The organism is Mojavia sp. (genome assembly GCF_059505145.1).
The window spans coordinates 1-23,009 of record NZ_JCACKA010000101.1 but is presented as its reverse complement, the minus strand read 5'-3'; the positions used below and the strand labels follow the sequence as shown (position 1 = coordinate 23,009).

General features: G+C 41.1%; 22 protein-coding genes and 3 pseudogenes. 9 read left to right on the top strand and 16 right to left on the bottom strand.

What is annotated here, in order from left to right; translation table 11 throughout:
- Nucleotides 1-137: 137 nt before the first annotated feature.
- Complete coding sequence (locus AC5JL8_RS28390; protein WP_495883023.1) at nucleotides 138-1,010, bottom strand: serine/threonine-protein kinase; 873 nt, start codon at nucleotides 1,008-1,010, stop codon at nucleotides 138-140.
- 179 nt (nucleotides 1,011-1,189) lie between these two features.
- Complete coding sequence (locus tag AC5JL8_RS28385) at nucleotides 1,190-2,371, bottom strand: patatin-like phospholipase family protein (protein ID WP_495883022.1); 1,182 nt, start codon at nucleotides 2,369-2,371, stop codon at nucleotides 1,190-1,192.
- Between the two features lie 522 nt (nucleotides 2,372-2,893).
- Here AC5JL8_RS28385 and AC5JL8_RS28380 point away from each other — a divergent pair.
- The 4 genes and pseudogenes from AC5JL8_RS28380 to AC5JL8_RS28365 all read left to right on the top strand — a co-directional run.
- A pseudogene (locus AC5JL8_RS28380) lies at nucleotides 2,894-3,376 on the top strand (IS66 family transposase); the annotation flags it as partial.
- A gap of 147 nt (nucleotides 3,377-3,523) precedes the next feature.
- Nucleotides 3,524-3,835, top strand: a pseudogene (locus AC5JL8_RS28375) (DUF2887 domain-containing protein); the annotation flags it as partial.
- 50 nt (nucleotides 3,836-3,885) lie between these two features.
- Nucleotides 3,886-4,095 carry a hypothetical protein gene (locus tag AC5JL8_RS28370; protein ID WP_495883021.1) on the top strand — a complete coding sequence of 70 codons (210 nt, stop codon included), beginning with the start codon at nucleotides 3,886-3,888 and terminating at the stop codon, nucleotides 4,093-4,095.
- Between the two features lie 23 nt (nucleotides 4,096-4,118).
- Nucleotides 4,119-4,745 (top strand): Uma2 family endonuclease, encoded by a 627-nt coding sequence (locus tag AC5JL8_RS28365; RefSeq protein WP_495883020.1) that lies wholly within the window; start codon nucleotides 4,119-4,121, stop codon nucleotides 4,743-4,745.
- 6 nt (nucleotides 4,746-4,751) lie between these two features.
- On the opposite strand, the gene AC5JL8_RS28360 is transcribed toward AC5JL8_RS28365, so the two are convergent.
- On the bottom strand, nucleotides 4,752-5,078 hold the full coding sequence (locus tag AC5JL8_RS28360; RefSeq protein WP_495883019.1) for a helix-turn-helix domain-containing protein: 327 nt from the start codon (nucleotides 5,076-5,078) through the stop codon (nucleotides 4,752-4,754).
- Nucleotides 5,075-5,449 carry a type II toxin-antitoxin system RelE/ParE family toxin gene (locus AC5JL8_RS28355; RefSeq protein WP_495883018.1) on the bottom strand — a complete coding sequence of 125 codons (375 nt, stop codon included), beginning with the start codon at nucleotides 5,447-5,449 and terminating at the stop codon, nucleotides 5,075-5,077. Before AC5JL8_RS28355 ends, AC5JL8_RS28360 begins: the two co-directional genes overlap by 4 nt.
- 487 nt (nucleotides 5,450-5,936) lie before the next feature.
- Between AC5JL8_RS28355 and AC5JL8_RS28350 the strand changes: the two genes are divergently transcribed.
- Complete coding sequence (locus tag AC5JL8_RS28350) at nucleotides 5,937-6,929, top strand: tyrosine-type recombinase/integrase (RefSeq protein WP_495883017.1); 993 nt, start codon at nucleotides 5,937-5,939, stop codon at nucleotides 6,927-6,929.
- A 162-nt stretch (nucleotides 6,930-7,091) separates the two neighbouring features.
- Here AC5JL8_RS28350 and AC5JL8_RS28345 read toward each other — a convergent pair whose 3' ends face one another.
- From AC5JL8_RS28345 to AC5JL8_RS28320, 6 genes are all read right to left on the bottom strand, one after another.
- Complete coding sequence (locus AC5JL8_RS28345) at nucleotides 7,092-7,910, bottom strand: AAC(3) family N-acetyltransferase (protein WP_495883016.1); 819 nt, start codon at nucleotides 7,908-7,910, stop codon at nucleotides 7,092-7,094.
- 15 nt (nucleotides 7,911-7,925) lie between these two features.
- Complete coding sequence (locus AC5JL8_RS28340; protein WP_495883015.1) at nucleotides 7,926-8,201, bottom strand: hypothetical protein; 276 nt, start codon at nucleotides 8,199-8,201, stop codon at nucleotides 7,926-7,928.
- 3 nt (nucleotides 8,202-8,204) lie between these two features.
- On the bottom strand, nucleotides 8,205-9,245 hold the full coding sequence (locus AC5JL8_RS28335; RefSeq protein WP_495883014.1) for a hypothetical protein: 1,041 nt from the start codon (nucleotides 9,243-9,245) through the stop codon (nucleotides 8,205-8,207).
- 19 nt (nucleotides 9,246-9,264) lie between these two features.
- Nucleotides 9,265-10,974, bottom strand: a complete 1,710-nt coding sequence (locus tag AC5JL8_RS28330; RefSeq protein ID WP_495883013.1) for a DEAD/DEAH box helicase — start codon at nucleotides 10,972-10,974, stop codon at nucleotides 9,265-9,267.
- A gap of 69 nt (nucleotides 10,975-11,043) precedes the next feature.
- Nucleotides 11,044-11,472, bottom strand: coding sequence for a type II toxin-antitoxin system VapC family toxin (locus tag AC5JL8_RS28325; RefSeq protein ID WP_190952759.1), 429 nt, complete (start codon nucleotides 11,470-11,472; stop codon nucleotides 11,044-11,046).
- Nucleotides 11,462-11,677 carry a hypothetical protein gene (locus tag AC5JL8_RS28320; RefSeq protein ID WP_495883012.1) on the bottom strand — a complete coding sequence of 72 codons (216 nt, stop codon included), beginning with the start codon at nucleotides 11,675-11,677 and terminating at the stop codon, nucleotides 11,462-11,464. The genes AC5JL8_RS28325 and AC5JL8_RS28320 overlap by 11 nt, the downstream gene beginning before the upstream one ends.
- Before the next feature lie 154 nt (nucleotides 11,678-11,831).
- Here AC5JL8_RS28320 and AC5JL8_RS28315 point away from each other — a divergent pair, with 154 nt between their 5' ends.
- The 3 genes from AC5JL8_RS28315 to AC5JL8_RS28305 all read left to right on the top strand — a co-directional run bounded on the left by AC5JL8_RS28315 (nucleotide 11,832) and on the right by AC5JL8_RS28305 (nucleotide 16,621).
- Entirely contained in the window at nucleotides 11,832-12,602 is a 771-nt protein-coding gene (locus tag AC5JL8_RS28315) for a ParA family protein (protein ID WP_495883011.1), read from the top strand.
- Nucleotides 12,602-13,672, top strand: a complete 1,071-nt coding sequence (locus tag AC5JL8_RS28310) for a ParB/RepB/Spo0J family partition protein (RefSeq protein ID WP_495883037.1) — start codon at nucleotides 12,602-12,604, stop codon at nucleotides 13,670-13,672. Before AC5JL8_RS28315 ends, AC5JL8_RS28310 begins: the two co-directional genes overlap by 1 nt.
- An 81-nt stretch (nucleotides 13,673-13,753) precedes the next feature.
- Nucleotides 13,754-16,621 (top strand): DEAD/DEAH box helicase, encoded by a 2,868-nt coding sequence (locus AC5JL8_RS28305; RefSeq protein WP_495883010.1) that lies wholly within the window; start codon nucleotides 13,754-13,756, stop codon nucleotides 16,619-16,621.
- Nucleotides 16,622-16,669: 48 nt separating this feature from the next.
- Here AC5JL8_RS28305 and AC5JL8_RS28300 read toward each other — a convergent pair whose 3' ends face one another.
- The 4 genes from AC5JL8_RS28300 to AC5JL8_RS28285 form a co-directional block, all read right to left on the bottom strand.
- Nucleotides 16,670-17,194 (bottom strand): GNAT family N-acetyltransferase, encoded by a 525-nt coding sequence (locus tag AC5JL8_RS28300; RefSeq protein WP_495883009.1) that lies wholly within the window; start codon nucleotides 17,192-17,194, stop codon nucleotides 16,670-16,672.
- Between the two features lie 350 nt (nucleotides 17,195-17,544).
- Nucleotides 17,545-18,582 (bottom strand): AI-2E family transporter, encoded by a 1,038-nt coding sequence (locus AC5JL8_RS28295; protein WP_495883008.1) that lies wholly within the window; start codon nucleotides 18,580-18,582, stop codon nucleotides 17,545-17,547.
- A 2-nt stretch (nucleotides 18,583-18,584) separates the two neighbouring features.
- Nucleotides 18,585-18,779: a hypothetical protein gene (locus AC5JL8_RS28290; protein ID WP_495883007.1), complete on the bottom strand. Its 195-nt coding sequence runs from the start codon at nucleotides 18,777-18,779 to the stop codon at nucleotides 18,585-18,587.
- Nucleotides 18,780-19,363: 584 nt separating this feature from the next.
- Nucleotides 19,364-19,729 carry a hypothetical protein gene (locus AC5JL8_RS28285; RefSeq protein WP_495883006.1) on the bottom strand — a complete coding sequence of 122 codons (366 nt, stop codon included), beginning with the start codon at nucleotides 19,727-19,729 and terminating at the stop codon, nucleotides 19,364-19,366.
- A 205-nt stretch (nucleotides 19,730-19,934) separates the two neighbouring features.
- Here AC5JL8_RS28285 and AC5JL8_RS28280 point away from each other — a divergent pair, with 205 nt between their 5' ends.
- Nucleotides 19,935-20,081: a hypothetical protein gene (locus AC5JL8_RS28280; RefSeq protein WP_495883005.1), complete on the top strand. Its 147-nt coding sequence runs from the start codon at nucleotides 19,935-19,937 to the stop codon at nucleotides 20,079-20,081.
- Nucleotides 20,082-21,314: 1,233 nt separating this feature from the next.
- On the opposite strand, the gene AC5JL8_RS28275 is transcribed toward AC5JL8_RS28280, so the two are convergent.
- Together AC5JL8_RS28275 and AC5JL8_RS28270 are read right to left on the bottom strand one after the other, a co-directional pair.
- The gene (locus tag AC5JL8_RS28275) at nucleotides 21,315-22,853 is read right to left on the bottom strand and encodes a relaxase/mobilization nuclease domain-containing protein (RefSeq protein ID WP_495883004.1); all 1,539 of its coding nucleotides are present in this window, start codon (nucleotides 22,851-22,853) and stop codon (nucleotides 21,315-21,317) included.
- A pseudogene (locus tag AC5JL8_RS28270) lies at nucleotides 22,828-23,009 on the bottom strand (plasmid mobilization protein); the annotation flags it as partial. The pseudogene AC5JL8_RS28270 and the gene AC5JL8_RS28275, both read right to left, overlap by 26 nt.

The window sequence follows — 23,009 nt, the reverse complement described above, 5'->3', positions numbered from 1 at the left end:
GACTAGAAAGCTAACTCGCTGATAATCATACCTGCAAACAGATACGCTGCTTTCTTCTCCATTATCGACTTCTTTCTGGGCTGATTTTTCTTTTGTTCTGCCATTACTGAATCGGTGTTCTAGATGTGATGTGTAGCTCACCGGAAAAAGTTGTGTAGCCAATTTACCAACTGCTGCCAGCGCCAGTGTAGCGGTTTGGGGAGCTGATTTAACCACTTCTCGATTGACGGTACATTTTCAAGTTCTAAATCCATGCCTTTGAGTATTACATCATTCACATCCTGCCTGATACTTCGATTGTGGGTTCTAGGTGGTTTTAAATCCTGCTCTCCGCGTCTTTGTCTGCGAACACGCTCTCCTGAATCTGTCGGAAACTCATTGGTAAGAGCGTTATATAAACAAGCAGCTAAACCATAAACATCTAATTTCTTGTTAAAGATACCACCCTTTTGTTCATGATGAGTAAAATTCTGAATAGAGGGATGCTCATTTGTAATTAAATATCTATATTTCACAATACCAAAATCAATGAGAACAGCTCTATTTTTTACTTTAGTTTTCTCTATCATGATGTTCTTTGGTTGAATATCTCGATGTACCAAATCTTTATCATGCATATATTTTAATGCTAACCCAATTTGGTAAATGTAATCAAATACAAAACAATATTTTAATTTTCCTTTTTGTTGCAATAATTCAGACAAATTCTTTCCGTCAAGGAACTCCATGACTAGATAATGTACTTTTTCTTCTTCAAAATATTCATAGTACTTAACAATATTAGCATGGCCTAACAACCTATTCAATGTATCCCTTTCTCTTTTAAGCCTTTCTAAATTTTCCTTGTATTGTTGTGGACTTACGTCTTGCCTTAAAGTTTTAATGGCCACAATCTCATTATTTAAATCTCTATCTTTTGCTTTATAAATAACACCATAGCCTCCTGTTCGCCAATGGTCACAAATAGTATATTTACCATTTTTTAACTTATGGTTCTGTGGCAAAATCATCTTTCGATTTCCTTCTTGTTATTGGCTAGTTGAACCTAATAGTTTTTACTGTGGTAATGTTCTGCCGTAAACTTTGCACGGCAATACTGCTTGTAATGAGAACTTTAGCTTGAATGAGCGTGCCTTGAAGATGCAAAAACAAACTTTTAGGCATCTACTAAAGTTCATTCGATGGAGTACTAGATTTTCCTATTATTTCGTAGTTCTCTAGTTTCCAATGAGGCTTTTAAAACTTCACACAACTTTGTTAAGTCACTAGATTGTTCTTTAATCAATTTATCGGCAGCTTTTTTTAATTCCTCAATATTTTCTTCACTTGTATCATCCATTGCCTCACTTACATAATATTTTTGATCAGTATTAGGCTGCGATGGTCTTTTTTCACACTTAAACTGAAATCGGTAATATTGTTCCTTTGATAATAAATGTTCCATTTGGTAATCAATTATTTCGCTTTGACCGTTAAAAACCATGTTTATCAAAGGTTTGACCCATTGAAATAATCCCCATTCTTTAGTTTCTTTAGAGTATTTATCAGTCGCTCTTCCTGTTCCTAGTGAAACTACTAAAATGTCTTTTAAACCTATCTCAGGGTTAATCTGTTTTTTATAAGATTCTATAGCCTCTATAATGGCGATAGAAGTAGGATTATTTGCAATAACTCCTCCATCGACAAATAATTCGTTTTCTATATTACTACTTATAAAGTCCGAATCATAAGGTCTAAAATACGTTGGTGCTGCTGAAGTGGCCAGAGCCGCATGATACATTTTATAGTTTGAGCAAATTCTGTAGAAATTTTCAGATTTTAACTCCTTGTATGGATTACTTGTAAACAAAAATGGTTTTCGTTTTTCGATGGCATAGCTAGTAATGATAATTTCTGTCAGTGCTTGATTTAGAGGTGTTTCTCCAAGCAAAGTATTAATAGTATTAATTTTCTCACTTCGTGTGAATTTAGGGCCAAGTAGTTCTTCTGGATTAAATGTAAATGGAAGAGGCAAGGAGCGTAAAAGTTGTAACAATTTAAATAATACCAATTTATTGTGCGGCAATTTGTCGAGCGGTGCGGGCAAATTAAGCTTATCTTGCTTCTTAAAAATCTTTTCTCTCTCATTCTCATATAAATTCGCTATGTATTGAGCGCTAAACTTTGCTTCATTTCCATCTTCATTTGGTTTGACAAGACCTAAAGACAAGATTCCTCCTGTTGAAGTTCCTGCAATTAAATCGAATAGTTTGTGTATTGGCTCGCCTGTTATGTCTTCAATTTTAGCTAAAATCTTAGCTGGAACAATACCTCTAATGCCACCTCCATCAATTGCTAAAACCGCGAGCTTATATTTCTTATTAGAAGTCATTAAATTACTCCTTAAAACAAGACTAGGATAATGAAGTTACTACTGCAAAACTATTATCTAGAGAATTTTTATAAGGTTAGTCCTACCTTATTTACTTGCTCTTGAAAGAGAGTCGGAAAACTCCTTAATTTAATCAGAAGAAAAGTCCTGAGTCATAAGGTAGTGCTATCTCTAGTATAAAATTTAGCCTTTTCCAGAAATTAGTCAGTGTTCGGTGAGATGAACAACAACAATTACACACAACTTTTTAGTTATTTCGGAAAGGATTTTTAGCTTTATTCTGCTGTTTTTCTTCTATAATGGCTGTTTTTAGTAAATTTTAAGCCTAGTATTGAGTATTACTTAGAATGCATAGTGCTGTTAATAAATAGCATTTATCAAGCTATTTGCGCCTTGAAGAGCAAAATGAATATGAGTTGCATTTTATCTTGAAACTGGCTTAAAGTTCAGTAATTTCTCTAAGTAAGGATTCAGGTAGCAGAGTATTGACAAAGAGAACACTTGAGGGGGAGTATCACAGATATGAACCACAATCTGCCTCAAGATTTAGATCGAGAAAGTCTGAGCCAGCTATCGCGCATAAGAACTGATAGAGATAATTATTGAGCAGAACAAGGTAATACGCGAGTTACAGAAAATCATCTTAAAACTACAGCAAGAAATAGAGCGTTTAAAAGTCAGCAGAGATTTAGATTAGAAATAGTTGAGTATCAACGTCATGCCTGTATATGTGAGTGTTGTGGCAATTTACAAGCAGCGCAGTGGTCACAGGATATGATTCCTGGACAAGATTTAGGAATGAGATTGCAAGCATTTTTAGGATGGGCAAATAACTATGCACATATGCCCTATGAAAAACAGCAAGAAATGTTGTGGGAACTGGGGCAGATTGAAATTGGGTTAGGCACTTTGGTAGCAACTAATGAACGAGTTCAAAAAGCAATTGAACCGAGCGTTATTGAGTTAAGTAGTTGGCTAAAACAGACACAACCTAATATTCATATACCTGCTAATTTGTTGACGGTGGTGCAGACTTGTCGCCGTCAAAGTAGATCTATCATTGATTTTTTTGCTCAAGCACTGCTGGCTAATTCTAATAATTATCTGTCTCGCCCTTCCCTACTTCCTGAATATTAGACCTGAATCCTTACGCAATTAATTGAGCGAGTACAATTAGAGTCAACTGGCACGCTGCCGAAAGACGAGATAATAGATATTATCACCACAATTGCTGTTTACAAGTTTTCTTCGTTGAGTAGAGAGGAAGTGGAAGTGATGCTGGGACTAAGTTTAGAGGAAACGAGGGTTTATCGGGAAGCGAAAGCCGAGGGTGAAGAAAAAATATTGAAAGCAGCTGTGCCACTGTTACTAAAAACAGGGATGAGTATAGAACAGATTGCTCAACAACTCAATGTTGACGTAGAAGCTGTGAGACTTGCTGCACAGCAGAACACGGATGAGTAAGCGCACAGGAGATTAGCGTTTATAAGTTTTGTAAGTTTTGCGGTGAAGACATGGAATTTATGCTCTTACTGAACATTGAAGAAACACGAATCTACAAAGACTTGGAACGTCAAACCAAATTAAAAGCAGCAGCACGCTTTTTGAGCATGGGCTACAGCATCTCCGAAGTGGCAAAGGCAGTTGATTTATTCGTTGAGGAAGTCGCAACAGAGGTGGTAAATTCTCAAACCCACACAGAACAAGATGATCGCACAAAGTAAGGCTAGCTATTAGGCAGGCGAATATGCACACTGTAATTACACCTGAAAGAATCGAGTTGCCCCCAGGCGCGGTGTTAAAACTTTTGGGATCTTGGCAAGACTATCAAGTACTGAGTCAGCAACTAGGCGATCGCTCTATACCGCGCATTAAATATCGATCTGGAGAGATTTTGCTAATGTCACCGCTACCAGAGCATGGAAGAGATGCGAGCTTGCTGGCAGATATTGCTAAGGTTTTGCTAGATCATTTAGAGCAAAGATACGACTCATTTACGCCCATCACCATGAGCTTGCCAGAAGTCAGTGGCATTGAGCCTGACTTTTGCTTTTACATTGAAAATTGGAGATCCGTAGTAGGTAAGAACCGTATCGACTGGCAGAATGACCCTCCACCAGATTTAGTGATAGAGGTAGATGTTACTAGCTATACCAGTATTGATGACTATCTCCCTTATAAAGTGCCAGAGGTTTGGCTGTTCAAGAATAAGCAGCTATTAGTTTATAGATTGCAGGGTGAAAATTACGTAATTACAGAAAGTAGCTATTTTCCTAACGTAAGAGAAATTGTGCAGCAATGCCTCCAAATTGCCAATGAGCAAACAACAAGTGAGGCGATTCGGTGGTTAAGAAACTTGTTGCGGGGAAATTAGCCTGCCCTATAGCGATATCACAGTTTCAGCAGATTGGCCCGGCGCGTGACGAGAGCGAAGATGTAAGGTGATTTCCGTATCGAGTCGCTTGAGGAAAATGAGGAGTTTGCCCTCACTGAACCGTTGAAACTCTCCTTTCATCAAACGAGATACTTCTGGCTGGGGAATGCCAAGAAGTTCGCTGATTTCACGCTGTTTCAGGTTGCGTTGAGAGAGAAGGCGCAGTACCTGAATCCCTATCTTGCCCCGCGTAAAAAGTTCATCTGCATCTGTCAAACCAAGGTCAGCGAATACGTTGCCACTGCTTTCTTCAAAAACGGGTTCCTGTGTCATTGTTGTTTCTCCCTTGCCACTGCGTCCTTATAACGTTGTTTAATCAGATCAACATCAGCCTGTGGAGTTTTAATCCCCTGCTTTGATTTCTTTTGAAAAGCGTGCAGGACATAGATTTTCTCTGCAATCTTTACCGCATAAACTGCCCTGTAAGTATCGGTATCGTAGCGTTTGACAATTTCATACACGCCACTTCCAACCCCTTTAAAAGGCTTGGCATCCATTGGTGTTTCCCCTGCTTGCACCAATTGCAGCGCATAGCCTACTGATGCACGCACTTCTTCAGGAAATGAACGGATATTTTTGAGAGAGTCTCCCATCCAAACCAGAGGTCGTAAAGGAATTTCTATGATGTCCTCATCATCGTCCATTTTATATGAAAATTCCTATAAAATCAGTCAGACGATAGCATAAAATGTCGAATATCTAGTCACAGTAAACAGCCCATTCTGTATTAGCAGTTTATAACTGTACAAACGGGCATAGAAGGGACAGTTGTGATCACCGAATCACTCGCGGCTGCCCCCGACATGGTGTAGACGCTGGTATAGACGAAATTGATATCAGTTTTGATAGCAAGCAACTGGAATATTGACATACAGATATTTGGGAGGTCGGTTTCAGTTTTAACTAACTGCCGTTGATGACAATCCTCTCCAGATTGAGCAACAGAGCTGCTTTCCAAGGAGCGCGTATACGTTTTTACCTAAAAATTGATTGATTGGCTGTTAGAGGCGATTCTTGTTAGGTAAGTAATTGTACGTGAAAAATACGAGGAAATTCGGGTGATATTTGGGGAGAGATGTCCGTAGATGAAAGAAGTGCGGTAATGTAAATAAGCATTAACATGACCGCGCTATGTTAGTTACTCGTACTGATTCCGCGTTATCACTAAGCTCTGCTATTCCCGTTCTCAACGAAGCCAATTGGCGATCTGAACTGGTAAAAGACACTAGATCGGCAGCAACCAAGCGTGCTTATGTACGTGATGTGCGGCAATTCTTTATGACAATGTGGGGTGTAGAGCCAAGTTTGGAGATGATTAAGCAGTTTTTCGCCCTAGATCAAAGGACGGCCACCCACATCATTCTTGATTACAAAGCGCGGCTCATGAATGCTGATTTAAAAGCTAATACTGTTAATCGTTATCTCAGTGCGATTAAATATCTTGTGGAGTGGGGCAGAAGGCTGGATTTGTGTCAGTTTGTCTATGACTCGGCAGTAATTAAAAAGGAGAAGGTTAAACCTTACCGCGACACCACCGGGGTTGATGTTGAAACTTACAATCAGGTATTCGACATAATTGATATTGCTACGCCCAGGGGCAAGCGCGACTACGCTTTGTTTCTATTGTTGTGGACTAACGTTTTGCGGCGCGGTGAGATTGCCAAGCTTTTGGTTAGGGATTTTGACTTTGGGAGTTCTAAGCTGAGGGTGTTTGGTAAGGGCAAGGGTGTTGAATTTGAATGGGTCAACCTGCCTGCGCCCACAGCAGAAGCAATTCAAGACTGGCTTGATTGCCGTGGCAAGCTCAAACCAGATGATCCTCTGTTTATTGCCCTAGACTTCTACTCTTACGGGCATCAGCTCACAGGTGATGGAGTTTATGCGATTGTGACGCGAATCTGCTCCCGTGCTGGCATTTCTAAACACATGACCCCTCACAAAATCCGTCATAGCGGCATTACTGACAGCCTTGAGGTGTCAAATGGGGACTATCGTAAAGTCCAAAGCTTAAGCCGTCATGCAGATCCTAGAACTGTGATGATTTACGACGATAACCGCAAACAGTACCAGGCGGAACTTAGTAGCAAGCTGGCTCAACGCGTGGGTAAGCGCAAGTCTTTATGACCTTGTATAACGGCACAGTTAGTATTTGTTGTCTCATTGCGAATCAGAATTGGTTTAGCCACAGTCATGCTACCCACGCTTTAGATGAAGATGTTCCAAAAAGGGTCAAGCCGATAATTAAGACTGTATTTGTGAGGTAATCGTGCCAAGTCAATACCACTGTTATGAGTTAGTGTATCTAGGATTATCTTTTAACCAAGCAAGGGCAAAATCAACCGCTTTTCTCATATTAAATAGTTTGATTTGTGCAGAACCAACTGTTGAGATTTGTACCTGACCAGTTCGTTCAAAAGCTTCACCCATCTCCACAAAACAGCTTGTGTCAAAATCAATATCTGTAAACCATTTCCAAACTCGTCGTCCATCTTCAAAAATAGGCGCACCTTTTCTAACTTCTTGTCGTTGAGCAACTCGATACTCAGCTAGATGAAAACTGGTACAGTTTTCATATCCAACACCTAGTAACAATACCCAACCATTGAGATCATAAAGACGGGCTAAGGGTGAATCTTCTCCTAGAGAATAGCCGAGGGAATGATTTGATACTATCTTTTCAGCGTCTTTTCCCCAAGCTGCAAAAGAAACTTGTGGGTGAGAACTTCGCAGGACATTTTCCCAAACGCGGAAGGTTTCCGCAATTCTTCCCATATCTCGTGTTGGGGTCACTTTAGGGTCAAAAGCTGGCATAGTTTCACGAATAATAGTCCACCACTCTCTAGGAACAGATGGTTGTTGCCAGTTAGCAGGGTCAGACAAATCACCAGTATGGGTAGGCATTATCAAATTGCCGATTGGTGTAATCACATCCATCAGTGCCTGAACCACTGCAACAGAACCACCACAAACCCAACCCAGAGAACTAAGAGATGAATGGACTATCACTGCCATCCGTGAGTTAACGCCAGCATTAAATAAGTCTGTGGCTAGACTTTGGCGAGTGCGCGGTGATGGTGAGTTGATAATTACTTTTGATTCACTCATAGAATTTATTACAATTCAAAATTTAAAATTTTGAATTAGCGATGAATTTCTGATCATCCGATTCATAAAACTCAGATAATCATCTAATTCTTCATATTCATCTAATTCTTTTTCTTCCTCTGAAGTAAGTGCAGATTCTTTTTGCTTAATTAATAAGGCTTCAATTCGCCCCTGTACTAAGCTGGAAGCTCGAAATATCGGCACTCCTTCTACTAGCTCGATGCGGACAGCACCATCTAATGGCAAACTGTTGGGCAAGTGTGACAATTTCATAGGTAAATTAGTAGTCAAAAATTACTTTCTCCAAACTGTCGGTGAGATAATTTTGGCTGATTGATCATCTAAATAGAAATTGTAAACAGGTTCTCCTGATAAGGAGCAGCGTAGCGGCTCAATAATTTTAGTGAACGGATTCCAAACTGCTGTTACAGTCCGTTTCGCTTTCTTCCTTTGCAACTCACACTGAATATGTACCGTTGGGAGATGGATAATCATTGCACTATGCAACCAAGCTTCTACACTCATTGCATAACGCTCTTGGATATCTAACAATTTTCTTGATAATTCTCTTTCGGTAGCTTCAATTCGTGCTACTTCTTTATCTTTTTCATCACCCACCAAATGTTTTAACTCAATCTTGTTGCGAATTTCTGAGCTAATGGTGTTGTAATAAGCTTTGAGCCTTTCTTCATCTCTGGCTTTTGCTCTCGCTAACTTAGCCTGCCAATTCTCTAGAGACGTTCCAATCAATATTGCACTTTGATGTTCGATTAATTTCAACAACTCATCAACAGGGATAGATAATGGCGTTTCTTGAGTATCGACAGAAATTCGGTCAGACTCCCAGAATAAAGCATTACCAATTTCTACTGGTGTCACTCCTGTTAGTTCATTGATAATAAACGAAACTAAACCAATTCTTTTTTCATCTGCATTTGCTGTGTAAGCCACATTACACAGGATGTAACGAGTGGTTTCTGGTTTAGCATCTACAAAACGAATTAAACCATTTTGAACTACAAATCTCTCTGCTATGCTCTTTTCAAATCCTGTAGTTTTTAAATAGCCATCGAATTTTACGCCCAAGGCGCTAATAAGTCCTTTAGTAGCTAATAGCTCAGATAACTTATTTAATACTTCTGAATGATAGGTGACGAAAACACTTTGAGGTACATCAATTTTAGTTGTAAAAGTAACATCTTCTGGTAGAGAAAGTAGCGATGCTATATTTTCCGTTAACAACACATTCAAAATGTGTTCACCAGCAGGTTCAGCTATTCCGTCATGCAGAGAAACAATTTTTTCTAATGTAGCAATAATTGGATCTGAAATCATATTTAATTAAATCAATCTCTCAAGCTTCAAAATCTTCGCCAAAAATCTGTTCATCCAGTTCTTGAATTTGCTGATATTGGTTTTTGGCTTTCAACAAATTATCTGCCAATTGCTCGAAGGCTGTATCTAATTCAGGTTTGACTTGATGCTTGAGCCAGATATCCATGACAACTTCACTAAAGTCAAATTCATCATCCACATTCCCCAAAATTGTTTCAATTTCTCCGACTACCAGTTCAAACATATTAATTTTGTCGTGCAATATCCGCAGAATATATTCTTCGATACTGCCCTTGAGACAAAAGTTAAAAATAAAAACATCTTGAGTTTGTCCGATGCGGTGGATGCGACCAATGCGTTGTTCTATTTTCATTGGGTTCCAAGGCAGGTCATAATTAACGATCGCATTGGCAAACTGGATGTTACGTCCCTCACCGCCTGTTTCAGATGCTAAGAGTACAGAAACGGTATCCCGAAATGCGGCGATGGCCTCATCTTTCTGTTTAAGGGACATCCCGCCAGTAAATTCCGCAAAGGGGATATTGGCTGCTTGCAGAGTTTTAGCCAAATATGTGCTAGTTGCTTTATGGGTTGTGAAAACCAAGGTTTTCTGGCGAGATTTTGAGAGCATCTCTACCAATGCTTTTGCTTTCTCGACCTGCTTGACTTGAGATGCTCGTCTTGCTAAAGACTTCAGTTCTTCATCGGGTAAGCGAAGAGTCAGTTGCTTGAGGGAGTCAGCCAAAGCACCAGGGGATGAACCAGCACGCATTAGCAAATTGGTACGGGAGAGTCTGTCTAGTTTGTCCTCTGAAGAACGTAAATACTCGTTCACGTCCTGGTAAAGTTTCTCCTCGCCAGCCGCAGGTGCAACGGTAATTGTGGTGGCGAAGCGTTTGGGTAGTTTGACATCTACTAGGGCGCGGGTATTTCGTACCATGACTTCCCGCATCAGAGAGCGTAACTTCTCTGGATTTTTAGGGACTCGTCCATTCCTAGAATCGACGTATTCTTTTTTAAAGGCGGCTTCTGTTTGTAGTAATCCTGGTTTGAGGAGAGTTAGCAGATTAAACAGTTCAACAAGGGAGTTCTGCACTGGCGTAGCAGTGAGCATGAGAATAAACCGCTTATTAAGAGCATTGACCAGTTTCCAGTTTAGGGTAGTGCGATTTTTCAGGTGGTGGGCTTCATCAACAACAACCAAATCCCAAGTGCGACTGGTGACGTGAGGATAATGTTTAGCAGACTTAGCCGTGTTTAATGAAGCGATAATTCGCGGATTATCTGTCCAGAAAGAGTCTATCGGTTGTTGCGGGTCACGGTTATCTGTGGTGATAGTAGAAATATTAAATTTATCACTTAACTCTGATTGCCATTGAGAAACTAGGGATGCGGGAGTTAGCACCAGCATGGACTGTACCATACCCCTAGCTAAGTATTCGGCTATGATTAGTCCCGCCTCAATGGTTTTGCCTAATCCTACTTCATCCGCTAGTAATGCACGTCCACCCAGTTGTCTGAGAACTTTTCTGGCTGTTTCAATCTGATACCAATATTTGTCAATAGCAGTGAGGGTTGGCAGACAAATTAACTGATCATAGTCTGCCATTACCGAGAGGTTAAACAGGTCTAAACGCGCCTCGTAAAAGTTAATAGGGTCATATTTACCAACTTTCAGGGCTTCTAAGGCAGTGGAAGAATTGAATTTAAATGTATAGTTTTTCTCCATGATGCACCGACACCCTAACAACTACTTTTGACCACACCGCATAAGTACACTTGACCAGTTCTTCCCCAATTAGGGAACTAATTCAAAGCCCATGCCCACATGAGTAAAGTGAGCATCTTCGGTGAGGATGGTTGTAATGTTACATTCTTGCATAACGACCATTGAGGTCAAGTCAGTAAAAGAAATCAAGGGCTTATCGAGAAACTTAGAACGGAGTAGTTGAGTTTGGGCAAAGCGTTCTTCAGTAATGCGGATTAAATAAAAGTTATCGGCATTAAAGGCTGACAGCAGTGCTTTCATAGATTGGTCGGCTATCGGTGCAGGAAGTCGTCGAAAGAAGAAAGTGAATGTTTCGTCAAGAATGTAATCAGTTGTATAAATTTGTCCTTTTTGAGAAAAGACACTTTGGTAGGCTTTTGTAGCTTCTTGGTGATAACGTTCACTTTTGTCATGGAGCGTAAGCCAACCCCAAGTATCAATAAAAAGCTTAGTCGCCATAAAGTTCATCGTCTAAGTTGGTAGCTAAGGAGCCATGAGATACTGCACCGATAAAGTTTGCCAGGGGGTCGTTACTGTTGCTGTGTAGATTGATGGCTGGTGATTTGTCGGTACGTGCAAGCTGTTGAACATACCGTAAAACTTCTTCGAGGTGCTGCTCTGGCAGTTGTTCAATTGCCTCAAAAATGGCTTGTTTGGTTGTCATAGCAATGACTTCATGTGGCTTTCTTTTATAAAGTCTACTGCTTATATTCCTGTATTAGCTAGGGCTTCTCTTCTTTTGATACACTTCAATAAACTAGAAACTAAAATCGCGCCTGTTGACCAAACATCAACGTATCTTCTAGGAAAACAAGCCAGTGTCAACTTCTGACTCTCCATGCCGCATTATTGCCCTGTTTAATCAGGCGGGTGGTGTCGCCAAATCGACACTGACCCAAAACCTGGGATACCACCTAGCAAAACGAGAACACCGCGTTCTTCTCATTGACATAGACCCCCAAGCGTCCTTGACAAAATTTATGGGGTTAGTGCCATCTCAGTTACAAAAAACCATTGCCGATGCCATTGTCAACGAGCAGCCCTTACCGATTCATGACGGCATTCACGGTATGGACTTAGTTCCTGCTAACCGAGTCCTAAGTGGAGCAGAAATGCAGTTAGTAAGTGCTGCCATGCGCGACTTACGCCTCAAGGAAGCCATTGAATCTGTTTTAGATGAATACGACTTCATCCTTATAGATTGTCCTCCCAGCTTAGGATTGCTTTCTTATATCTCCTTAGTTGCGGCCACACACGTACTCGTCCCCCTAGAAACCCATCTCAAAGCTTTTGAGGGAACAGATGAACTGTTACAAACTATTACCCACGTTAAAAATAAAGCCAACCGCAAAATCCAAATAGCCGGGTTTGTTCCTACGCGGTATGCAAACCAAAACTCAGCCGATAAACGAGCATTGGCAGCAATACAAGAACAACTTTCTGCTTGGGGTCGGATTTTCCCAGCCATCCCCAGAGCAACCGCTTTTGTCGATGCAACAGAAGAACGTGCGCCCCTAGCAGTGTTTGACCCTAAACATTCTGTAGTCCCTATCCTTGAAGAAATCGCTTTGGCTTTGGAGGCTTTGTGATAAGACGTAAACAAACTGATAAACCTTTTGGGGGTCAAATTACAACTCCACCACCTGCCCCTTGGTTATCCTTACCGGATGCAGAACAGCCAGCCGCTACTGAAACTACTGTCAAGCTTGAAGATATAGCTCTGCCTCAACACCAGCCTAGACGATACTTTGATCCACAAGCATTAAAAGAATTAGTTGAGTCAGTCAAACTGCATGGCATTCTCCAGCCTCTGTTGGTGCGTCCACTAGGCGGAGGGAAATACGAATTAGTAGCAGGAGAACGACGCTATCGGGCAGGACAAGAAGTAAAACTTGAAACTGTGCCTGTAGTTGTGCGTGAGCTATCTGATGACCAAGCGTTTCAGTTAGCTTTGATTGAAAACCTGCAACGAGAAGACCTTAACCCGGTTGAAGAAACCGAAGGTATCTTGCACCTGTTAGCAATCCGGCTTCATTGCGATGTAGAAGCCGTCAAATCCTTACTGTACCGAATGAAGAACGCTCACAGTAAAGATGAAGAGCAATCAAAAGATTCATTAAATGAATCTAGGAAAAACGTTTCTCCTAACTCAGAAGAGACTGAATCTCTTGACAACATTTCTGACAATTTAAATGAGGAGACAGAATCTAGGAGAAACGTTTCTCCTAAAGTGGATTTGGAGCAATCAAAGACGGTACAACAGGTATTTGAGAGCTTGGGACTCATGAATTGGCTATCGTTCACCACCAAGCGTTTACCGTTGCTCAATCTGCCCGAAGAAATTTTAATGGCACTGCGAGAAGGCAAGCTGGAATACACTAAAGCTCAAGCCCTGGCACGGGTAAAAGATGAGGAATTGCGAAAAGAACTCTTGTCCCTTGCAATAACTAACGATTGGTCTTTAAGCCAAATCAAAGAACAAATCCAAGCCAACACTTCATCTGAACCACCATCATCCAAAACACCTAACCAAATACCAGAACGGCTCAAAGATATCACCCAGCGCATTAAAAAGCGTCAGCTTTGGAATATTCCTAGCAAGCAAAAGCAGCTAGTAAACCTTTTAAACAAGCTAGAAGCCTTACTTGGGGATGAGTGACTTGGAATGAATTGTCAGGTAATCTCTACTTCTAGAGTTTGAAAATCTGTGAACAACAGAGGTGCAAGGGGAGAAACAGAGATGACAGAAGATTCACAGATTCGAGCATTACTCAAAGCTTGGTTAGATTACATCCACGTAGAAAATTTGAGTAATGCCAAAGTAGAACCTGACAACTCGGAACAACCAAACATCTGGGACTCTCTTGTAAATCTGGTAGGCGATAAATTATTAATAGACGAGTCTTTATTTAAAAAGATAAAGCAACCGTTTAAAAGTGCAAGGAATAAAGAGCAAACAAAATTACCATCAATTGCTGTAGCTTTCCCGCAGCTTTATGTAGTTGAATCGAATCGCCGTCAATTTCACCCGTTGTTCACCATCAACATTTCTCCTATCTTTGAGGGCAATTATCGTAGTAGCGGATGGGATTTAACCCAGTACGAGTTTCAGCCTGTTATTCCCAATTTGATGCAGTGGTACGGACTAGAGGAGGAAGCGGCTGAGTTCTTAGTCACAAGGGAAGGTTTGAAAGTTTTTCTCGAAACTACTTTCAATCGTCCCTTTAAGACACTACAGGATTTTCTGGGACTGATTGAAATCCCGCCGTTTCCGGTGCGGTCAAAACTTCTCCCTTATTTGTTGGATTTTGACTACGCTCCTTTTAATTACAACCTCAAAAAAGATTTTCAAAAAATCAGCGAACAAAATTACTTTCCTTGGGCAAGACCAGGACACCCAGCTTACGAATACCTGTTTGGACAACCAAAAGCACCTCGGCATGAAGTGCTTTTTTTGGGTGCATTTCCCAACTCCCAGCCTGATGACTATCAAGCACAAGCTCTCAAACATTCCCAGGAAGAACCTGTTACTGCTGTGATTGGCCCACCGGGAAATGGCAAGACCACACTGTTGCTACATAAGATAGCGCAGCAAGTGGTATGTCGAGCCGTGCAATTAGCAACAACGGGTGAAGATAAAAGTAACCTAACTGTGGTAACAAGCACTAACAACTATGCTGTAAAGAACGTTGAGAAAATCTTAGCCAGCAACTTGACCTCTGACCGTTTTTATCTATCAGGAGGTTCTAGGGATTCGGTTGGCACCCAAGTTTTACCTAAGTTGCAAGCTGCTCTCGACTGGTTAACCAAAGAAACGTTTAATTATGATGAAGGGTCGTCAGCACAGCAACAATTGTTAGCAGGTGTTCAACAAATAGAATCTTACAAACAACAAGACGAAGATGAGCTTCAAAAGAAAAGTGTTAATGAACAACTCTTAGAGGAACTATGCCGAGATATACAATCGGTTGAGTCGGCGATAAAGACCTTTGAACTTCAGCCATCATCACCGTTAGAATATTCACGCGACTACTCTGGATTTCCAGTAGAAGCCTACCAGCAGATAGGGCAACATCTTGACAGTGCTAGGCGTTCTTTGCCAAAAGAAGATTACTGGCAGAATAAGAGTAAAAATGACTTCTGGTTTGTCAAGCTTTTGCAAACGATTAAACGATTCTGGCAGTCGATAACCAAAACCAGCCCTCGTCATCTTCTCAAACGCTTGCATAAACAAATAGAGATGCCTGTGTTAGCGACGCTGGCCACACCATTTCCCTTCCAAATTCCACTTACAACTGAATCTCTCATAGCAGCAACGCAAAGTGTTGACCAGCTACTAGCAGAAGCATCAAACTGGCAGCAACAAGAAAATAGTGTTGATAGCACATCACAGCAGCGAGAGTTATTACAGCAACAACTTAGTAACCTCATTACTCACCGAGGAGAGGTCGAAAATAGACTTGCTACTTATCCCACCAAAGATTTTTACAGTCGTTTCTACAGCGAATTGCACTCGCTGCAAGTAGAGTTATTTGAGTTGTCTTGGCAATTTCAACAGCAGGAAGCTCGACGGCGAAAAGATGAAGTAGTAGCTTCCATTAGAACTTACATTGCTGTCTTGAATGGCGAATGGGAAGCTTACCGTCAGTTAAGTCATAATTGGAGAAACATTTATCGGGATATTAGTCTGTTATTTCCGGTGTTTCTTTGCACTTTGCATTCTATCCGCAGTTTGTTACCATATCCAGATAGTGGCTGTATTGACCAAGTAATTGTAGATGAAGCGGGTCAGATTCCACCACATCAGGTTTTTCCCGTTTTAGTGCGGTGTAATCGGGCTTTGATTGTGGGCGATCCATTGCAATTAGAGCCAGTGGTAAATTTAAGTGACCAGAAGAAAGAGGAATATCGCCGGAAATCTTTTCTAGAACAGGGACTTACGGATTCCGACTATGACCGCTACAGCCCCACTGCATCCACAGCTTATCACCGAGCGGCTGGGGCATTAGGGCAACCGCAAGATATTGGTCAGGGTATTATCCTTAAATATCATTACCGTTGCGTTCCGGCGATTGCTGATTTTTGCGATCGCTTGTGCAATTACGGCATGATCATCAAAACTGAACCGAAAGCTTCTCAGTTAGGTACTAACTTAATTGGTTGCAATGTAGAAGGGAAGCTAGAGAACAACGTTAATTGGGCAGAAGTTGATGCAGTAGAAGCGTTGATTGAGGAGTTATTAGCGGCGGGTTATTACTTAAATCCTACTGACTCTGAGAACGAAATTGGCGTAATTTCACCTTACCGCCGTCAAGTAAATGCACTGACTCAGCGTTTACAATCTCGCTGGAAAAATTTCTCGCAGCAAAGTCTTGGCACAGTTCACACATTTCAGGGAGGTCAGAAATCAGTGATAATTTTCTCGACTCGCCAATGCCAAACAACTGATAGTCTCTGGTTTATTAATCGTAGACCTAATTTACTCAATGTGGCTGTAAGTAGAGCGCGAGAATTGTTTATTTTGGTGGGGAATTTGGGGCGAATTTCTGAAGGGGGTTATACCAGAGAGTTGGTGGAATATATTAAGCAATTTGGAGAGATGCGGTAATTTTAATCATTTAAAAGTATTTTTTGTGTATTTAGCAGGAGATGCCGTTTATTTATAAATCCTGTATTCAACCTCATCAAGAAGATTACCGTTCTTGTTAGTCTGTTTAAACTCCCGAAATACTTTACCCCCAATACTTTCCGCAATTTTACGACTGGGGATATTTCTTTTATCAACAGGGTAGGAAAGATAATTATATTTCAAATTTTTATCCACCCAATTTTTTAGTACATTAACTGCCTCTCTACCAAAACCATGACCATGAGCGGATTTCTTGAGCCAAATTCCTAACTCCGGTGTATCAGTATTAATAGCACCAACTTCGCAAATTCCTAAAAACTCTAAATTATCCTTTTTAAGAATTACCAATACTAGGTCAGTGTGATTTTCTCGTTGTAGAATCATATCTTTGATTATCTTTTCAGTTTCACCGAGACTCTGGGCTGGTTTCGGATACATAAAGGTGGTAATTTCGCTTGTAAATTCTCGAAATACATCTTCTGTATATTCCAACGAAATCGGTTGTAAAATCAGTCTTTTAGACTCTAAACTTACTTTTTCTAAATTCTCCATAAGCTACAATTTTTGGTTTTTTACTTGAAAAATGTTTTTTAATATTTTTAATAAAAAAGTAAAAGTAAGCAATAGATAAGAAACAGCTAACGTTATCTACTGCAAATGCGCTATTGATAAGGGTAATAACAGCCAGTGTTGTGCATCTCTATTGCTCAGTTGAAGCTGGGGGGCTGGGGAGGCTGGGGGAGAAAATGGTGATCGCAGAAAATCGGTGGCTCCCCGTCCATATTGATGCAAAATGTAAGGTATGGAAATTAAAAATTTAATTTCACAGACTGAGTACGACATTTATACTGCGGTTTGTCAACAAACAGATCTGTTTTTATTTCATCGACCTGATACTATTTTTAGTGACCAATGATTGGCTCCCGTAGAGCATCAGCAATCTTTTTGAGAAAACTTGTAATTGGTACTGCCAGAAGTAATCCTAGAAATCCGGCAAACTTTGCCCCAATTAACAAAACAACAATCACGATTGCAGGATTTAACCCAGTCACGTTCCCAAGTAATCGAGGCGCGATCAAATTGTCATTAATCTGTCCTAACACAAAAGCTACAGTCAATACCTTGATCCCTAAATAGACATTTTGAACCGCTAGCAAACCACTAACCCCCAAGATTGCCACCGTACCACCAAAGGGAATCACACTGGCAAGACCGATGATGATCCCAAATAACAAACCAAAGGGGATGTCTAGAAGAATAAAGGAAATGGACTGTGCCACGCTTAAGAACAATGCCAATGTAGCCTGCCCGGAAAAATAGCCCTGAAAACTAGGTTGTAAAGAGTCTTGAATTTGAGTCTGCCATCTCTCAGGGAGCCATTTCAAAGTTCCGTTCCAGAGTGGTTTGCCATTGAGAACAAGTAGGATACTGAGCACTACGGTAATCAACAAGTTTAGGGTGCTGTTGATAGTGCTTAGGGTAAAGTCAATGACTTGGCTTGTAGCAGTACTTAAAGAGGTTGAAAGCCTGTTTGCTCCTTCAACAGTAAGCTGATCTAAGTCAAGAGGCAAGTTTTGCAAGAAGGGTTGCTCTTCTAACAAAAGCAACTGCGTTGTTGCTTGCTCAATCCATCGCGGTAACCGTTCAGCAAAGTCATTGAGCTGTTGCCACACGAGGGGCCCCAGAAAAACAAAGAGAATGGTTGTTAGCGTCATAGCGGCTAACAATACCAGGGCGATCGCCCACCCTCGCGAGACACCGCGTTTCTCTAAAAATTTGATGGGATAGTCGAGCAGAAAAGCGATTAAGCAAGCCGTAATCACAATGCTCGTGACAGGTTGTAAAAGTGTAGCCAACCGATAGAGTAGCCAGCAATTGAGAAAGATCAGGGGAAAGGCTAATCCTGTGCTCGCCCATTTAGGCAACGTAGATAACGTCATTTTTAGATACCAATCTGCTTATTGCTGAGTTGAACATCGAAGGAACCTTTGTCGCTAAAGGTTTGGGCGATTGCCCCATACTCTGGTCGCCCCACCCGCTCAAATAACATTTGATTTCGCGGTTTTTGCAACCCAAGGGATATCGATCTACCACCATCTTTAAGATATAAGGGATTACACCTATCAAAATAATCCATAGATTAAGGATGCCTTCTCTGGCACACTATGCTGCTTTAATCTATGGTTGCATTTTCTTAAGCATTTATGCTTATTTTGTGACTTTTAAGTCATTCTATAGAGAAATTATAGATATGTTGTGTAATTGCCGGAGGTTTATCTATATGTACCAATTGGCTCATAATATATAGACTTACCCCTATTAAAATTATTTTTTAATATACAGAAGCCTATTAAAACTAAGAAATAGGCTCGACCGAGCAAGGAAGTTTCGCAGTCGTGGCTACCTGAAACCTTTACCAAAAGCGATTGACAGCTTTTACAAAGTCGCCGTTTCTTAGCTGGTTTTCTTACACAAGCCAGTTGTAGCGAAGCGGTGACTGAGCGCTGCGAAAAATCTAGTTGACCGCACTAAGGAATTTGTACAGCGCTCGGTCAACAACTGGCATTGGGGAGGGAGTCCAGAGGGACGGGGCAAAGCCCCTCCCTCGCGCCCACTTCACTGCGTCGAGGGATTACTAAACTATTGACTAAAACCTCTAGAGCGTTGCTTAAGCTCCAGTATCTCTTGCTGCTGCTGTTCAATAAGAATCTCATTCCAAGTTCACCCCGACGGTGCAATTCTTTTAGCCTGGGGCAGCATTGACTTCACGACTTGGGCCACTTCATTTCCCCGATCATCATTATTAAATGCCAGCCCAATCCTGTTGATATTTCTAAGTACCTCAAAGGGCAAGTTATCTGAGTCATCCACTGCCATGTACATTGTCCTAACTGCTGGTTGCCCCTTGTGTCCTTGAATGTCAATTTCTGCCATTGTCAGCGCATCAATGGGGGAAGAACACAAGAATACTCTCTCGATTTTGTCGTCTGCCTCAGAACCTAATTTCAGGTGAAACCACCCCTCGGAGCGATGGTCTCCGACCGACCGGAGGTTATGCAAGGTGAGGAGCCGCGCCCACAATGCCACGCCACCGCCACCATACACCCTTAAAAGGCAGATATCCCAGAGATTAAATCAAGCTTATTGACACTATTCTCAATAATTTTACTGACAAATAAAGGTTTTTTTCAAAAAACCTTTATTTGTCAGAAACCTCAAACGCTGTAACGCTTATATAGCAAGGGTTACAAAATTCATTGACGCGTTTTCACCTTTAATAGGGGCTGAGGTTATGCCAGCCGCACCGCCAGCCACCGCCACCATGCCACATCCACGCCCTACACGCCCACAAAGCCAAAGACGGGAAATAGACGGTGAAAATTTCAGCCGCGATCGCCCCTCATCTCTGATCGCCCCATCGCCCTCTAGCGCTTTCTAAGTATTGGTTTTTCTGGGTAGCAAAAAGCTTCAATATTTTAATGATAATTTCATGTGAGGTTTGCGGCTAACAGAGGACAAGTACATGGTAGGACTGTGGAAATTAGCAAGCAGTTCTCAGCAGTGATTTGTGGTAGTTCTGCGGTGAATCTGTGGCAGTTGTGTGGTCAGCCCATAGGATTGGTGGTATGAGATTTTGACGTACAGTACGCCAAAAAGTTTGGCCAGATTTTTTGAACCAAAATTAAAAAACTTTGACCCAACGTCAACAAATAATACTCAATAACTACAGTTGTAGTATAAAAACTGCACTCCACTTGTGAGTTACACCAAAGCTTGCTGTAAACACCACTTATTACATAGGTTTTATGTAGTTTAGCAGTATTGAAATAGTAGTTCTAAATACCTTGCTCAACTGGTAGCTATAGAGTGGCTCAACTGGTGACACACCGCTACCAGTTGAGCAGTAAAAAAGCGAGTTGTTGAAAATTTGATGATTCCCCAACTGGTAGCAATACGGTGGCCCTACTGCTACCAGTTGAGCATAAGACATTTCGAGAAATTTTCTGGCGTAATGCTTACTGACTATGACTTACAGCAAATTTTGAACGCCTGTTTCATTCTCAATAACTTCAAAATTATTGAGAATTAATAATACATTTATGTTGCAACTATACTTCAAAAAACTGCTCAATCGATTAACTCCTTGAGTGAGTAAATCTGAAATCTCCACTGTGAGTTCAGGAGCCATTCTATATATTTAGCGTTAACTGAAATCGAAACTCGTCTAACGCAATAACTACACTAAACACTTATAACTCCGTGAACTTAGTGTAGTTTAACCGTAGTAAATAAGTCTAAACTGACACTAATATTTTTGGCCGTCCAAAACATCAAAAACAGTGGTTTTTTGGACTTTTGGCCGGACAGTAAGCGCCAACCTGACTCAATTGTCATGCTCTGTTGACAAATGTCCACCTGTCAACGGCCGTCCAAAAGGACAAAAATGACCAGTTTTTGATAGTTTGGCCGAACAGGGTTTTTGAAAAAAATCTTCTGTAACTCTTATCCAGTGTCAATTACAGCCACTTTTAGGAGCAATTTTTATTGTCAATAAGCTTGGGTCTTATTGACAATGCGTAATCATGATATGTTGCAATTGTGTTTCAAAAATTCTTTCTTGAACTTAACCCAGCACAACTAACAAAGGAGTCAAGTGTACGCTCCCCGTGGCTTACAGGCTAAAACCACGGCTACGCTCTTGCTGTTGGCGTTGTTGTTCCACCTCAGAAAAATGAGCTTTTAATTCAATATTCCAATCAGGATAAGTCGGTTTAAATCTTTGACCATTCGGCAACAATTCTAATACTACACTAGCAGTTTTCTCCCCCTGCTCATCGTTATTGAATGCCAGAACTACCCTATGGCAATTTTTGAGAAATTCCAAAGGTAAATTGTTCGGGTCATCAGCTACCATAAACATTGTTCTCATCGATGGTAACGCTCCTGTTTTTGCTAGGACATACACGCCTACTGACACCGCATCAATTGGTGAAGAACATAAGAAGACGTTTTTAATTTCTTGTTCTGAGTTTTGCCCCAAATTTATATGAAACCAACCATTTGAAACAGAGGCGTTTTGGTCATACTCAACAGTGTGATGATTATGTCCGGGGTTTGACCAAACTAATGCACCAGTTTTTTCACCATCCAGATTACGTTTGATAAATAAAATCTGCTTTTGCTCATCGATGTAAAGCAAATTGTGGTTGTGTAATCTTTCAATAAAAGAATCTGGTATAGCGCGTTTCTCACTCAAGTATTTATACAATTTTGGCCACAGAGCTATATCCTCTGGTGGTGGAGTAAACTGGGGCTGTTGTTGAAAGCGTTCAATATCTTGAAAGAGTTTTTCTAACTGCTCAACTGGGAGTGGTTTCACAGGTTTGAGCAGCAATTCATTAATAGGCTCATCATCACGTTCTGGTTGGTAATCAACGCCAAGATGTTTTTGCAAACCTGGCCATGTGTAAGCTGCGCCTAACTGTGTACCACTAAAAGCCTGCCCATCTTTTTCATAAGAAATTCCTTTAGACTTACCGTTCCTGGTAAAACCTGTCCTGACGCTAATTCCTGCTTGCTGCAACCGCATGATCAGCGTTGGCATTTGGGGATTATCAACTCCGGCACTATCAATTGCCTGCTGAAGTTCCTCTTTAATAGTGCGTCCTGGTGGCCGTTCAAGTTTACCTAGTTCATATTCTTCTTGCTCTCGCCTTATGCGCCTGATTTGTCCGGTGCTGGGTGTGCGTTGAAGTTTCTCTCTACTGCCTTGCACTTGCACCAAATTATAATCAATTTCGATTTGTCGCAGCACTTTCTCAGAGCGTACATAATCCCAGGAATCATGCACTACTAGCCCTGTATCCATCCTGATGCGGCTGGCTGCAATGTGGATGTGGTCGTCGTCGGTGTTATGGTGACGAAAGATGACAAACTGATTGGCATCAAAGCCCATTTCCTTCATGTAGCGTGAGCCAATCTCAGTCCACTTTTCATCATCTAATTTGTCACCTTTAGCAGCTGATAGTGAAACATGATAAACAACTCGGTCTGCATCAGAATTCAGTTGTCGAGATAGACGAAACTCACGCGCTAACTCACGGGCATTTCTCCCACTCATGTTGCCGCCGATGAGTTGGGCATTTTCACGAGATTGTAGATAATCTAACAGCTTGCGAAAACCTCTACCCTTCGTCTGCTTCCCAATCATCGTCTTCCTCTTCCGAATCTTCGTCTTCAATGTCATCTGAGGCAATGTCTCGTCTGCACTGATGCAGCAGTTCTAAAAGCTCTCTTAGAAGTTCTGGATTGGCTGGTGGAGTGCGCCCCATTTTTATGGATGTGTTGGTTGCCTTGACAAGTTGAT

What these genes read in the sequence shown, in the direction of transcription:
- AC5JL8_RS28390 (WP_495883023.1), bottom strand. Translation starts at nt 1,010, where the DNA reads ATGATTTTGCCACAGAACCATAAGTTAAAAAATGGTAAATATACTATT.
- AC5JL8_RS28385 (WP_495883022.1), bottom strand. Translation starts at nt 2,371, where the DNA reads ATGACTTCTAATAAGAAATATAAGCTCGCGGTTTTAGCAATTGATGGA.
- AC5JL8_RS28370 (WP_495883021.1), top strand. Translation starts at nt 3,886, where the DNA reads ATGGAATTTATGCTCTTACTGAACATTGAAGAAACACGAATCTACAAA.
- AC5JL8_RS28365 (WP_495883020.1), top strand. Translation starts at nt 4,119, where the DNA reads ATGCACACTGTAATTACACCTGAAAGAATCGAGTTGCCCCCAGGCGCG.
- AC5JL8_RS28360 (WP_495883019.1), bottom strand. Translation starts at nt 5,078, where the DNA reads ATGACACAGGAACCCGTTTTTGAAGAAAGCAGTGGCAACGTATTCGCT.
- AC5JL8_RS28355 (WP_495883018.1), bottom strand. Translation starts at nt 5,449, where the DNA reads ATGGACGATGATGAGGACATCATAGAAATTCCTTTACGACCTCTGGTT.
- AC5JL8_RS28350 (WP_495883017.1), top strand. Translation starts at nt 5,937, where the DNA reads ATGTTAGTTACTCGTACTGATTCCGCGTTATCACTAAGCTCTGCTATT.
- AC5JL8_RS28345 (WP_495883016.1), bottom strand. Translation starts at nt 7,910, where the DNA reads ATGAGTGAATCAAAAGTAATTATCAACTCACCATCACCGCGCACTCGC.
- AC5JL8_RS28335 (WP_495883014.1), bottom strand. Translation starts at nt 9,245, where the DNA reads ATGATTTCAGATCCAATTATTGCTACATTAGAAAAAATTGTTTCTCTG.
- AC5JL8_RS28330 (WP_495883013.1), bottom strand. Translation starts at nt 10,974, where the DNA reads ATGGAGAAAAACTATACATTTAAATTCAATTCTTCCACTGCCTTAGAA.
- AC5JL8_RS28325 (WP_190952759.1), bottom strand. Translation starts at nt 11,472, where the DNA reads ATGGCGACTAAGCTTTTTATTGATACTTGGGGTTGGCTTACGCTCCAT.
- AC5JL8_RS28320 (WP_495883012.1), bottom strand. Translation starts at nt 11,677, where the DNA reads ATGACAACCAAACAAGCCATTTTTGAGGCAATTGAACAACTGCCAGAG.
- AC5JL8_RS28305 (WP_495883010.1), top strand. Translation starts at nt 13,754, where the DNA reads ATGACAGAAGATTCACAGATTCGAGCATTACTCAAAGCTTGGTTAGAT.
- AC5JL8_RS28300 (WP_495883009.1), bottom strand. Translation starts at nt 17,194, where the DNA reads ATGGAGAATTTAGAAAAAGTAAGTTTAGAGTCTAAAAGACTGATTTTA.
- AC5JL8_RS28295 (WP_495883008.1), bottom strand. Translation starts at nt 18,582, where the DNA reads ATGACGTTATCTACGTTGCCTAAATGGGCGAGCACAGGATTAGCCTTT.
- AC5JL8_RS28290 (WP_495883007.1), bottom strand. Translation starts at nt 18,779, where the DNA reads ATGGATTATTTTGATAGGTGTAATCCCTTATATCTTAAAGATGGTGGT.
- AC5JL8_RS28280 (WP_495883005.1), top strand. Translation starts at nt 19,935, where the DNA reads ATGCCAGCCGCACCGCCAGCCACCGCCACCATGCCACATCCACGCCCT.
- AC5JL8_RS28275 (WP_495883004.1), bottom strand. Translation starts at nt 22,853, where the DNA reads ATGATTGGGAAGCAGACGAAGGGTAGAGGTTTTCGCAAGCTGTTAGAT.